This window comes from Clostridium sp. LIBA-8841 (assembly GCF_057782475.1).
Genome location: NZ_CM173488.1, coordinates 3207444 through 3220861, shown reverse-complemented (window position 1 = coordinate 3220861; position 13418 = coordinate 3207444). Strand labels below are relative to the sequence as shown.

The 13418-nt window shown below is 29.2% G+C and carries 10 protein-coding genes; all 10 read left to right on the top strand.

Going from position 1 to position 13418, the window contains the following annotated elements:
• The first annotated feature begins 1 nt into the window (after position 1).
• The 10 genes from selA to AC2A4K_RS14070 all read left to right on the top strand — a co-directional run bounded on the left by selA (position 2) and on the right by AC2A4K_RS14070 (position 13394).
• Positions 2-1390 carry an L-seryl-tRNA(Sec) selenium transferase gene (selA, locus tag AC2A4K_RS14115; RefSeq protein WP_322503128.1) on the top strand — a complete coding sequence of 463 codons (1389 nt, stop codon included), beginning with the start codon at positions 2-4 and terminating at the stop codon, positions 1388-1390.
• A complete protein-coding gene (gene selB / locus AC2A4K_RS14110) occupies positions 1391-3313 on the top strand; it encodes a selenocysteine-specific translation elongation factor (RefSeq protein ID WP_322503127.1) in 1923 nt (640 codons plus the stop codon).
• 159 nt (positions 3314-3472) lie between these two features.
• A complete protein-coding gene (locus AC2A4K_RS14105) occupies positions 3473-3718 on the top strand; it encodes a hypothetical protein (RefSeq protein WP_322503126.1) in 246 nt (81 codons plus the stop codon).
• A 23-nt stretch (positions 3719-3741) separates the two neighbouring features.
• On the top strand, positions 3742-5817 hold the full coding sequence (locus AC2A4K_RS14100; RefSeq protein WP_322503125.1) for a dockerin type I domain-containing protein: 2076 nt from the start codon (positions 3742-3744) through the stop codon (positions 5815-5817).
• A 187-nt stretch (positions 5818-6004) separates the two neighbouring features.
• A complete protein-coding gene (locus tag AC2A4K_RS14095) occupies positions 6005-6463 on the top strand; it encodes an RDD family protein (RefSeq protein ID WP_322503124.1) in 459 nt (152 codons plus the stop codon).
• Between the two features lie 26 nt (positions 6464-6489).
• On the top strand, positions 6490-7845 hold the full coding sequence (gene rlmD / locus AC2A4K_RS14090; protein ID WP_322503123.1) for a 23S rRNA (uracil(1939)-C(5))-methyltransferase RlmD: 1356 nt from the start codon (positions 6490-6492) through the stop codon (positions 7843-7845).
• A gap of 368 nt (positions 7846-8213) precedes the next feature.
• The gene (locus AC2A4K_RS14085; RefSeq protein ID WP_322503122.1) at positions 8214-8951 is read left to right on the top strand and encodes a CPBP family intramembrane glutamic endopeptidase; all 738 of its coding nucleotides are present in this window, start codon (positions 8214-8216) and stop codon (positions 8949-8951) included.
• Positions 8952-9148: 197 nt separating this feature from the next.
• Positions 9149-10957: a S8 family peptidase gene (locus tag AC2A4K_RS14080; protein WP_416173350.1), complete on the top strand. Its 1809-nt coding sequence runs from the start codon at positions 9149-9151 to the stop codon at positions 10955-10957.
• 11 nt (positions 10958-10968) lie between these two features.
• Positions 10969-12723 carry a S8 family peptidase gene (locus AC2A4K_RS14075; RefSeq protein ID WP_322503120.1) on the top strand — a complete coding sequence of 585 codons (1755 nt, stop codon included), beginning with the start codon at positions 10969-10971 and terminating at the stop codon, positions 12721-12723.
• Between the two features lie 221 nt (positions 12724-12944).
• Positions 12945-13394 (top strand): GNAT family N-acetyltransferase, encoded by a 450-nt coding sequence (locus AC2A4K_RS14070; RefSeq protein ID WP_322503119.1) that lies wholly within the window; start codon positions 12945-12947, stop codon positions 13392-13394.
• Positions 13395-13418 lie beyond the last annotated feature (24 nt).

Sequence of the window (13418 nt, the reverse complement as noted above, 5' to 3'; positions counted from 1 at the left end):
CATGACAAAAGAACTTCTTAGAGCTTTGCCTAAGATAGATGAAATACTTGGTATTTTTAATGAGGACTTTTTAAATAAAAACGGGAGAGAAACAGTTGTAAGTACTTTAAGGGATATAATCAATGAAAATAGAATGGCTATTTTAAGTGGAGAAGCAAATTATGCTTTAACAAAGGAAGAAGCCAAAATTAAATGTGAAGATAGATTATTGAAAAAAAGAGAAAGAAATTTAAAAAGGGTTATTAATGGAACAGGTGTTGTTATTCATACTAATCTAGGAAGATCTTTGTTAAGTGAGGAAGCCACTGAAGCAGTTGCTTTAGCAGCTTCAAGCTATAGCAATCTAGAGTATGATTTAGAAAAGGGAGAAAGAGGATCAAGATACTCCCTTATAGAAAATATCATAAAAGATATTACAGGAGCTGAGGCTGCTTTAGTTGTAAATAATAATGCGGCAGCTATAATGCTTGTATTAAATTCTCTTTGTGAAAATAAAGAAGTAATTGTCTCAAGAGGGCAACTTGTTGAAATAGGCGGTTCTTTTAGAATTCCAGAAGTAATGAATTTTTCAAGAGCTAAGCTTGTGGAAGTAGGAACAACCAATAGAACACATTTATATGATTACGAGGATGCCATAACTGAAGAGACCGGAGCATTTTTAAAAGTTCATAGTTCAAACTTTAAAATAGTAGGATTTACTAAGAGTGTAAGTGCTCTTGAGCTATGTAATTTAGCAAAGGAAAGAGATATACCTGTAATAGAGGATATTGGTAGTGGTGTTTTAATTGATTTAAGTAAATATGGACTAGAAAAAGAGCCAACAGTAATAGAAAGTTTAGAGGCCGGAGTAGATGTTGTAACCTTCTCTGGAGATAAAATGCTTGGTGGAGCACAAGCTGGAATTATTGTAGGTAAAAAGAAGTTCATAGACAAAATAAAAAAGAATCAATTAACTAGAGCTTTAAGAGTTGATAAATTTACTTTAGCTGCTTTAGAAATTACTTTAAAACATTATTTAAATGAAAAAGAGGCAATTGAAAAGATACCAACTCTTCATATGATGACTTTAGATTTAAATGAAATAAGAGAAAGAGCTGATAGGCTTTATAATGAATTAGAAAATTTAAATGGATTTTATAAGTTTTCTATAGAAGAGGGTGAATCAACAGTTGGTGGTGGTTCAATGCCAGATAGCAAATTAGCTACTTATCTACTTAAAATAAGTTCAGAAAATATAAATGAAGTTAATCTAGAAAGAGCTTTAAGGGAGTATAAGATTCCTATAATAACTAGAGTTTATAAAGGAGCAGTTTATATAGACCTTAGAACTATTTTAGAAAATGACTATGAAGTTATATTCAATGCTTTAAAGGAAATAGGTGAAAAATAGATGAAACATGTGATTATAGGAACATCAGGACATATAGATCATGGTAAGACAACTCTTATAAAAGCTTTAACAGGGAGAGAAACTGATAAGCTTGATGAAGAAAAGAAGAGGGGAATATCTATTAATTTAGGTTTTACATTCTTTGATTTACCATCAGGAAAAAGAGCTGGCATAATAGATGTTCCAGGGCATGAAAAGTTCATCAAAAACATGTTAGCAGGAGCTACATCATTAGATGTAGTTCTTCTAATTATTGCCCTAGATGAAGGAATAATGCCTCAAACTAAGGAACATTTAGAAATATTAGAGCTTTTAGAGGTTAAAAAATGCATAGTTGCTCTGACTAAAAAGGATTTAGTTGATGAAGAATGGGCGGAAATGATAAAGGAAGAAATAAAGAACTATTTAAAGTCAACTAGTTTTAAAGATGCAACTATGATAGAGGTTTCTTCTAAAACAAAAGAAGGAATTAATGAATTAATAACTGAGATAGATAAATCTGTAGAAGAAATAGAACAAAAGGATAAGGAAGGTCACTTTAGATTAGCTGTTGATAGAAGCTTCTCAGTAAGTGGATTTGGAACTGTAGCGACAGGAACTATATTAAGTGGAAGTGTAAAAAATGGAGATATGGTTCAAATTAATCCAAGTGGAATAGAAGCTAGAGTAAGAAATATTCAAGTTCATGATGAAAATGTTGAAATTGGAGAAGCTGGTCAAAGATGTGCATTGAATTTAGCAGGTGTTACTAAGGATGAGGTAGTTAGAGGAACTGTGGTATGTACAGTAGATACAATAGAGCCATCTTATATGATAGATTGTAAATTTAAATACTTAAAATCTAATGAAAAAAATTTAATTAATAGACAAAGAGTAAGAGTATATCATGGTACTTCTGAAATATTAGGAAGAATAGTAATACTTGATAAGGAAGAGGTAGAGCCGGGTGAAAGCTCATATATACAATTAAGACTAGAAAGCGAAATATGTGCTCAAAAAGGCGATAACTTAGTTATAAGAAATTACTCTCCTATGATAACTTTAGGTGGTGGCAAGGTTATAAACCCTGTAGCTAAAAAGGCTAAAAGATTTAAAGAAGATTATTTAAATGAATTAAAGCTTATGGAAAAAGGCAGTATAGAAGAAGTTGTTGAAAATGTGGTTTTATCTTTAAGTGAAAATTTCCCTAATTCACAAGAAATAATAAAGGGTTTAGGAAGAAATGTAGATAATATGGATTCCATATTAGAAGAACTTTGTGAAAATAAGAAGATAATAGGAATATATAATGGCAAATTTAGTGTTTTCATACATAATAAATTCTTTACAAAAAAGAGTGAAGAGATATATGAAGTATTAAAGAATTTCCATGAGGAAAATCCTTTAAAGGTAGGAATGAATAAAGAAGAACTTAGAAGTAAGAGTTTTTCTAATAAGGTTAAACAAAAGATATTCCAAAACTTTTTAGAGCTTATTAAGGAAAAAGAAATTATAAAAGAGGGAACTAATATAGTTGCCTTAAAGGAATTTGAGATAAAGTTAACAAAAGCTCAAAGGGGTATAAAAGAAAAGATATTAAAGACTTATTTAGAAATTGGAATAACTTCTCCAAAAATAAAAGATATAATAGATGATAAAAAATTAGAAAAGGAATACCTTAAAATATATAATCTTTTAGTTGAAGAGGGAACTTTAGTTAAGCTTCCAGAAGATGTGGTTATGCATAAAGAAGTCATAGACTCTGTAAAAAATAAAATAATAGAGTGGCTAAATAAAAATGGTTCTATTACATTGGGAGAAACCAAGGATATTTTAGGAGTCTCAAGAAAATACTTAGTTGCAATTTTAGAGTATTTAGATCAAGAGAAAGTAACCAAAAGAGTAGAAGATAAAAGAGTTCTTAATAAAGAAGATTTAGTCTAAAAAACTATAGAATAAAGATAAAAAATTTAAAGTAGATATTAAATTAACTTTAAAAATCAATAATATAATAAAACATAATAATTAGTATTATTTTAGCGATCTTCTCATACAAATTTATTAGGAGTTAACTCCAATAATTTTGGTGGGAGGATTTTTTTTATGCAAAATTTAGATTATTGCTTAGAATGTAGAAGACTGTTTTTAGAAAGTGAAGAGTGTGAGTTCTGTGGTTCAAAAAATATTAAGCCTATAAAGAAGAGTACATCAGTAAATGTAATTGGAAGCAAAGTTAAGGGTAAGGTTTTAAATTGTAAAGATGGAGTAGTAAATATAATTGTTGTTACTGAATCTAAGGAGAGAGTAATTAAAAACTATAAAGTAAAAGAATTAAGAAAAGTTCTTTAGTTTTAAAAGGAGTAGTATTATAAATGAAAAGAGGAAGAGTTAAAATAGCATTGCTTTTAATTGGAGCTTTTTCACTTGGAATAATATCACCTTTAAATACTTATGAAGCTAAAGCGACTGAAAATAAAAAAAATATTGAGGTGAAGAATAAAAAAGATTTAGCACCAACACCTCCGATGGGGTGGAATAGCTGGAATACTTTTATGGGAAATCCTAATGAAAAAGTTATAAAAGAGACTGCTGATGCAATGGTAGAAAAAGGCCTATTGGATGCAGGATATGAATATTTAGTATTAGACGATGGGTATATAGAACCTAGAAGAGATGAAGAGGGGAATTTAGTTCCTCATAAAACTAAATTCCCTAATGGATTTAAAGGGATATCAGATTACATTCATGAATTAGGATTGAAATTTGGAATGTATAATTCAGCAGGAACAGGAACTTGTATGGGGTTACCAGGTAGTTTTGGAAGGGAAGAGAAGGATGCCAAACAATTTGTTGAATGGGGAGTAGATTATTTTAAATATGATTTTTGTAATAATCCACTTGTAGGAACTAATATGGCATATACTCCAGATATAGATAAGGTAATATTAAGTAGAAATAACTTTGAAAAAGAAATTGAAGCTGAATCAGGAGAATTAGTAGGAAAAGCTAAAGTAAATAATGGCTTTGTTGGCTGGATAGGAAACAATGAAGGAGAGCTTATATTAACTTTAGATGTGCCTGAGGATGGAGAATATAATTTAGCTTTTAAGTATATTGGAGCTGATGGAGATAGAAAAGCTAAGATAGATGTTAATGGAGTTGAAGGAGATGTATATAGTTTCCCTAGAACAAATGGATGGGGAGTTGATGATGCTAAAGAAAAAAATATAACGCTTAATTTGAAAAATGGAGTTAATAAAATCAGAATTTATAACCATGGAAATGATGAAGAATATAATATGCAAATGGCATATAAAAGTTATAAGGCTATGACTAATGAGTTTCTTAAATATGATAGGGATGTTGTATTTAGCATTTGTGAATGGGGAAGTAATAATCCATGGTTATGGGCAGGTGACTTAGGACATTTATGGAGAACAACATATGATATTACAAGTTCAGCAGGAGAGGCATCTTGGTCAAAAATAATGCAAATATATGATGAGAATGTTGTTTTAGCAGAGTATGCAGGGCCAAATGGATGGAACGATCCTGATATGCTGGTTGTAGGGTTAGATGGAATTAACTATGAGGAAAATAAATCTCATTTTAGTTTATGGGCTATGATGGCAGCACCTCTTATGTTAGGAAATGATATTAGAAATATTAGCGATGATGTGTTAAATATAATAACTAATAAAGAAATAATTGCCTTAAATCAGGATACCTTAGGAAAGCAAGCTGTTAGAATTCGTGATGATGGTGATTATGAGGTTTTGGCGAAACCATTAGAGAATGGTGATGTTGGCTTATTACTTTTTAATAGAAGTGGAGATACAAGCAATATAAGCACAGATATAAATGAAATCATACGAGGAATAGATATAGTAAATGAGGGTTCATTTGAAGAAGCAGAAAGCTATAATTTAAAAGAATTATGGGATAATACTGAAAATACTATTACTAATGAAATATTAGGAGAAAATATTCCTGCACATGGAGCAAAGGTTTATAGAATATCTCCAAATAATAGTGATATAAAAAGTGATTTAAAGGTTGAATTAGATTTAGCGGAAGGTAAATTAAGTGAGGCTGAAGAGGGAATAAAAAATTGGCAGTATCATTTAGGAAGCAAATTAAGATTAGAAGAAGCTAGAAATAAAGCTAAAGAGATATATGATAATAAAGATGCCTCTACTGAAGAAGTAATAGATATCATAGAATATTTAAAGGCACAAATAGTATTATTTGATAAATGTTTAATAACTGAAAGCACTGGTGATGTTAATGGAGATGGTAAAATCAATGTTGGTGATTTATCAATAGCTTCTCGTTACTACAATAAATTTAATGAAGAGGATCAGTTAAACGTAAAAGCTGATATAAATTTTGATGGAAAAGTTGATTCTTATGAATTAAATTTTATTTCAAATAGAGCATTAAATTAAGATTAATATAATAAAGAGAAGCTTTTAATTTAAAAGCTTCTCTTTTATTACATTAATAATGAAAATGTAATAGTTTTGCCATAATAATACACTATAATTAAATAGATTTGATTTACATAAGATAATAAATATAGTATATTTAATTAATGTATTTCAGAATAATATTTAATGCTTTTAGGAGGATATTATGGACGATAACAAATTCACTAAAGAGCAAGATGATGCTTTAAAAAGTGATGAAACATCAACAACAAATGAAAATGGAAAAATGGACTCATATGAAAAAGAAGCAGCAATACTAGAGACTGTATCATTAGATACAAATACTATGGCTATTGATAATGAGGAATTTATGAATAAAAAAGAGGATCACAAAAAAGATATTGGTGAACAAGGGGAGAAAAAAGTATCTTTCTTAAAAAGAATACTTGAAGGAGTTATAGATCAAACAGTAGTATTATTATTATCTTTAGCAGCATTCTTCATAGTAGATTTATTAATGAGACCTTTTGGGTATAAGATATCAGTAGAAGGAAGAATTCCTTTCTACTTTGTAATATTTGTTATTATGAACATACTTTACAGAGCTATAATGGAAGGTAAAAAGTTCAAATTAACATTAGGTGAAAAGGTATTTAGAAAATAAATAATTATTAGTAAGGGAGACAACTAATGAGAAAAGGTAATGAAATAGAATTAGTAATAGAGGGAATAGAATTCCCTGCTAAAGGATTCGGATTTGTAGATGGCTTAAAAGTCTATGCTAAGAATACTTTCCCAGGGCAAAAAGTCTTTGGAAGAGTAACTAAGAAAAGAAAAGAGTATGCAGAAATAAGAGTTTCTGAAGTTAGAGAAAAAGCTAGTTATGAAGAGAATAAAAAATGTTCTCACTTTGGAGTGTGTGGAGGATGTTCTTCACAAACAATTCCTTATGAGAAACAATTAGAGCTTAAGGTTGAACAAGTTAAGGATTTATTCAGAGAAGCTGAAGTTCCTACTGGAGAGTTTTTAGGAATAGAAACTAGTCCAACTCAATGGGAGTACAGAAACAAAATGGAGTACACTTTTGGAGATGAGGAAAAAGGTGGTTCTCTTACTCTTGGAATGCATATGAAAGGAAAATCTTTTGGAATAGTGAATGTTGATGAGTGTGTATTAGTTGATGAAGATTTTAGAAAAATACTAGATACAACTGTTAAATATTTTAGAGAAAAAGGATTACCTTTCTATAAAATAATGCCTAGAACAGGATATTTAAGATATTTAGTAGTAAGAAAAAGTGTTAAAACAGAAGAGGTTCTTGTAAACTTAGTTACAACAACTCAAATAGATTTTGATTTAACAGAGTTTACTGAAATTATTAAAGGATTAGATTTAAAAGGAAAATTAAAATCAATAATACATACAGAAAGTGATGCTTTATCAGAGGCTGTTATACCGGAAAAAGTAAACATTCTATATGGAGATGATTTTATAACAGAGAACCTTTTAGGGTTAAACTTTAAAATATCACCATTCTCATTCTTCCAAACAAACTCATTAGGAGCTGAGAAGTTATACAGCATAGTTAGAGACTTCATGGGAAGTGCTGATAATAAGGTTGTATTTGATCTTTATTGTGGAACAGGAACAATAGGCCAAATAGCTGCTGGAAAAGCTTCAAAGGTTATTGGAATTGAGCTTATAGAAGAGGCTGTTGTGGCAGCTAATGAGAATGCTAAATTAAATGGATTAGATAATTGTAACTTTATAGCAGGAGATGTAACTGAGGTTATAAAAACAATTAAGGATAAGCCAGAAATAATAATTCTAGACCCACCAAGAAGTGGAGTGCATCCAAAGGCTTTAGACTACGTTATAAAATTTAATGCACCACAAATAATCTATGTTTCATGTAATCCTAAGACTTTAGTAACTGATTTAAAAGTTTTAGAAGCTAAGGGATATGAAATAGAGAAAACTCTACTTATGGATATGTTCCCTAACACTCCACATGTAGAGACTGTGGTAAAGCTTAATAAAAGATAATATTATATTAATGAAAAAAGATTAGGATATTTTTATTCTAATCTTTTTTTGTTAAAGATTTATATAATGTTTTAGATTGATAATAAAGAAAGTAGCATAAATTTTTATTAAATTAATCTTAAATATTAAGCAAATATTCTATATGAAAAATTAAGGTTTAAAGATTAATTTACTGATTTATATAATAAAATTTAATTATATGATTTGTTTTTTAATAAAAAGAAGTTTATATAAGAAAAAGAGCTATTATTTTACAAATTAAATATCTTTGAAATATAAGAAATATTTTTGACACAATTAATACCATTTAATATAATGTTAAAAATATTCACATAATAGTAAAAGTAATTTGTAAAGGAGATAGTAATATGAATAAAACTAATTTTTTTAAGTTTGAAAATAAGGAGGATGATTTTCCTTTTTACAATGATGATAAGACAGCATTTACACCTATTCAAAGTCTTTTTTTAGTTATGGCTTCAATTGGAAGTGTAATATTATTTATATTTTTAGGGGCAACAAGGTTAAATTTTTTAACCCCTTTTATAAATATTATAGTCCCTCTTGGTTCATTAATGATAGTTGTTAAATCAAATTGGATTAAGCTTTTCAGAAAGGTTCATTTTAAGGATATAATATTAGTAATATTAGTATTGATAACTAATTTGATTGTTACTTTTATAGTTGGATTTTTAACTGTAAAATTCGCAAGTGCTGATGTAAATCCAGCAGTACATATTATTCAAGGGAATTCTCCAATTAATAATCTTAAATTTTTTCTTATGATGATACCCATGCTTTTCGGAGAAGAATTGATAACTATTATTCCATTCTTGGTTATCTTACAGTTTGCTAAAAGAAATTTAAAGACTTCAAGAAAAACTGCTATTATAATAGCCTGGATTGTATCTGCTTTAATTTTTGGTGCAATGCATTTGCCAACTTACAATTGGAATATTATTCAAGCAGTTTTATCAATAGGAATAGCAAGATTAATACTCACTTTCCCATATATAAAAACAAAAAATATTCTAATATCTCTATTTGTACATATATTAAATGATTGGATTCTTTTCTTACCATTCTTATTAATGAGTTTTAGGTAAAAGGATTTTTAAAAATAAGATTTTTTATAGTTAGAATGAGGATAAAATTGTTGATACTTTTTAGATTAAATAGTTAATTAGCGTTATTAATTTTTATAAATTTATATTGAAATTCACAAATAAAAGGTTTTATTTGTAACACCACTAAAAATATAGAGTACATTAAATTAAGAGTTCTATTTAAGAGGTGAGTAGTCATAGAAGTAAGTCAATGTCCTAATTTTTTAAGTGCAGATTCTCCAGATTACTTAGTGGAATATAGAGGTAACTTAAAGGAAGAATTAGAAAAGATTCCATATGCTTGTGGAGAGGCAATTAATGATACATTAGGTGTTGTCTCAACTCCACCACAGTATTTGAAGCAATTAAGAAAGGATGTTCCATCAATTGTTTATATACAAACAAGAGTACCCTATGTATTGCAAGATGTGTCGCCACAAGATGTTGATAATATACCAACAGTAGTAAATAATCCTTATTTAGGTCTTAATGGTAGTGGTGTTGTGGTAGGAATAGTAGATACTGGGATAGATTATCTTAATAGAGAATTTATGAGGGAAGATGATAACTCAAGAATATTAACTATTTGGGATCAAAAAAGTACAAAAAAACCAGATCCATCAGTTTATTTAGGGTCTATATTTACAAATGAAGATATAAATAATGCAATTAAAAGCAAGATGAATGGAGGAAATCCATATGATGTTGTTGATAGCAAGGATGAAATCGGTCATGGAACTAAGTTAGCTAGCATAATAGGGGCAAGAGGATACAATAGGATTGTTAAGGGAATTGCTCCTAATTGTGATTTTGCTGTAGTAAAGTTATTAACATCACTTAGTTATGAAAAAGAGTTCAGAGAGAATGGGATAGAGAATGTTCCAATTTATAATGAATCTGAGATTATAGCTGGAATTGAATATCTTAAGAATTTTGCTAAGTCTATCAATAGACCTTTAGTAATTTGTTTAGCAATAGGATGTACTGAAGCAAGTCATGATGGAAGAGGACTTTTTTCTAGGTATTTAACTACTATTGGATCAATAAGAGGGGTGGCAGTAGTTGTTGGTGTAGGAAATGAGGGTGCTGCACAGGGACATGCTGCTGGAATAATAAAAAGTGAAAATAGCATTGAAAAAATTGAATTATTAATACCTAGAGAAATAAAAAATTTTAATCTACAGTTTTGGATACAAAGACCTGATATTATGTCATTAAATATAATATCACCTAGTGGAGAAGCATCTTCATTTATAGATGCTAAGATTTTCTTAGAAAGGTCATTTAAATTTATACTAACTAATACAAGTGTTGATATTAATTATTATACGCCTGATACCTTTACAGGTAATGAACTTATTGTAATTAGATTTAAAGATATAAAACCTGGAATATGGACATTTGAGTTGAGAGGAGATTATATAGTTAATGGTAGATATGATATATGGCTATCCCCAAGTATCTTATTACCTGAAAATACTAGATTTCTTAAGCCGGATCCATTAAATACTCTTATGGTACCATCTACTGCTAGATATTTAACAACTGTAGCTTATTATAATAGTCAAACGCAGTCATTGTTATCTGAATCTGGTAAAGGATTTAATGTAAATGGATGGATAAATCCAGATATAACTACTGCTGGAAAAGATATATTGACAATATCCCAAAATAATCAAGTTGTAAGGATGTCAGGATGTTCACCAGCCACAGCAATAGTCTCTGGGGTTTGCGCTTTATTATTACAATGGGGAATTGTAAATAGAAATGATATAACTATGAATTCAAGCAAGGTGAGAAGTTATCTTGTATATGGAGCTGTCAGAACTCAAGGACAAACATATCCTAATGAAAATACTGGATATGGATTTTTAGACCTATATGAGGTATTCAAAAATATTACAGCAGTACCATTAACACCTTTTAGAAGTAATCAAATTAATAAAAATTATGTTGAATATTATTTTGGAAGGTTATTTATTAGTGTACCTTCTGACTTATATTAGGGGGGAGTAGAATGGAATTTAAATCTTCAGCTCCAAAAGATATATTTAATAATGCAAATTATGTAAGTTATTTAGTTCAGTATCAGGGAGATATCATAGGTGAATTTTCTGGTGTGAAAGGAGTATTTCCTACTTTAATTAATAATAGATATGCAATAATAACTGTAGATAGAAATCTACAAGAATATGAAAATGACTTATCGATGATTAGATATAAGAAAGAAGATGGAAGGTATGTAGAGGTTGAGACTATTACTTATATACAAAACCCAGAGGCTTATGTGCTTCAACAAATAAGCCCTTTAGAGGCAGCTAATGTAGAATACGTTCAGGTAGAGTCATACTTTAATTTAACCGGAAAAGGAGTAATTATTGGCATTTTAGATACTGGAATAGATTATTTAAATGAAGAATTAATGGATTCCAATGGGAATACAAGAATTTTAGGTATTTGGGATCAAACCATTTCAAGTAATAATCCAAATGGACAAAATTTACCTTATGGAACTTTTTATACAGAAGACGAGATAAATAGAGCCATAAGATTAAGTAGGGAAGGAGGAGATCCATATACAATAGTTCCATCAAAGGATGAAATTGGACACGGTACATCTATGGCTGGAATAATTGGTTCAACAGGGAAAAATCCTGATTTAAAGGGGGTTGCTCCAGATTGTAAATTTTTAGTTGTAAAACTTGCGCAAGCAGCCTACTATAAAAAAGCATATGATATAGATATACCTGTTTATAATGTTACGGAAGTATTTACAGCTGTACAGTATTTATATTCATATTTCTTAAAGGTATCACAAAGTATGATTATATATATGCCTTTAGGAACTAATAGAGGAAGTCATAAAGGAACCAGTGTTTTGGAAGAGTTTTTAGAATCTATATTAATAAGTAGAGGAATTGCAGTAGTCACTGGAGCAGGTAATGAGGGGACAGCATTGATACATGGATCTGGAATTATAAAACCTGATAGGCAAGTAACTACTCATGAATTTATTATAGATAAAAATCAGAAGAAAATTAATATTGAAGTTTGGATAGAAACACCTGTTATAGCATCTTTAGAAGTTATTTCTCCAACAGGAGGATCAACAGGAGAAATTCAGCCTTTTTTTGGTAAAGGAGTTAACTATAATTTTATAATTGAGCGAACTACAGTCTTAGTAAGTTATTATATACCTGAAGAGCTATATGAAGATGCTTTAATACTTATTATACTAGATAATGTTCAACCAGGAACATGGAATTTTAAGTTTAGAGGTTTAAAAGAAATAGAAGGTAGATATAATATTTGGTTGCCGGCAAGAGGGATAAGTAAACCAGATACTAGAATGATACCCCCAGATCCATATGGAACTATAACTACTCCAGGAACAAGTTACTCTGTTATAACTGTAGCGGCATACAATCAAGTAAATAATACTTTATTAAATTATTCAGGAAGAGCTTTTGTCAATAATTATATTGATGTAATAGATGTTGCAGCTGGAGGGACAAATGCTCTTACTATTGCGCCAAATAATAAAACAACTCTTGCAAATGGAACAAGTGTCGCGGCGGCTGTTGTAGCTGGAATTTGTCTGTTGCTTTTCCAATGGGGAATAGTACAGGGAAATTATCCTTATATGTTCTCTCAAACTTTAAAGTCTTTTATTGCCAGGGGAACAAGAAAAAGAAAAGGCGATACTTATCCAAATCCACAGCTTGGTTATGGAATAGTAGATGTATTCAATATTTTTAATCTTACAACTTAAATTTAGAATAATTATTAATATAGAAAGCGGGATTTTAGTATAGATAAAATTCCGCTTAAAAATAATAAATAATTTAAATAATATATAGATTAATATTAATAACAATTTAAAAGGAGATTCATATTTGCATGAAATAAATGTAAAAAAATATTCTTAAATCATAATTTTTGGTGTAATATAAAGTAAAGTAACACAAGTAAAGAGATGTGGGAGGAACTATTATGATAAAAAGCATTGATAACATAGAGTTAAAAAAAGAATTAGCTTATAACCTAATAAATGATTTTAAGGATGAAATTCATAATAAACATATTGTTGAAAGAATAATTGAGGAAATAGAGAAAATACCATTTTATACATACATAGAAAATAATAGAGAAATAGGATTTCTTTCAATGAAGCCTTTAACAGAAGAATCTGCAGAGATTTATTTTATTAAAATGCTTTATGGATATGAAGAAAGAGGTTTTGAAGAAGAGCTTATAAATAATGTGGCAGCTTTTTATAAAGAAAAAGGATATAAACTTTTAAGAGTTAAGGTTTTAGCAGATGGAAATCATGATGAATTAATAAGTTTTTATAGATCAGTTGGTTTCTTTAACCTTGAGGAAAGAGTTGAATTAGAGGATAAGGAAAATAAAATTTTAGTTATGATTAGACCTTTAGTATAATTTTAAAGCTCTTTTTTAGTAGTG

Bases quoted from the DNA above. Each gene is read 5' to 3' on its own strand.
- AC2A4K_RS14085 (WP_322503122.1), top strand. From the start codon at position 8,214: ATGAATAAAACTAATTTTTTTAAGTTTGAAAATAAGGAGGATGATTTT.
- rlmD (WP_322503123.1), top strand. From the start codon at position 6,490: ATGAGAAAAGGTAATGAAATAGAATTAGTAATAGAGGGAATAGAATTC.
- selA (WP_322503128.1), top strand. From the start codon at position 2: ATGACAAAAGAACTTCTTAGAGCTTTGCCTAAGATAGATGAAATACTT.
- AC2A4K_RS14105 (WP_322503126.1), top strand. From the start codon at position 3,473: ATGCAAAATTTAGATTATTGCTTAGAATGTAGAAGACTGTTTTTAGAA.
- AC2A4K_RS14100 (WP_322503125.1), top strand. From the start codon at position 3,742: ATGAAAAGAGGAAGAGTTAAAATAGCATTGCTTTTAATTGGAGCTTTT.
- AC2A4K_RS14075 (WP_322503120.1), top strand. From the start codon at position 10,969: ATGGAATTTAAATCTTCAGCTCCAAAAGATATATTTAATAATGCAAAT.
- selB (WP_322503127.1), top strand. From the start codon at position 1,391: ATGAAACATGTGATTATAGGAACATCAGGACATATAGATCATGGTAAG.
- AC2A4K_RS14095 (WP_322503124.1), top strand. From the start codon at position 6,005: ATGGACGATAACAAATTCACTAAAGAGCAAGATGATGCTTTAAAAAGT.
- AC2A4K_RS14070 (WP_322503119.1), top strand. From the start codon at position 12,945: ATGATAAAAAGCATTGATAACATAGAGTTAAAAAAAGAATTAGCTTAT.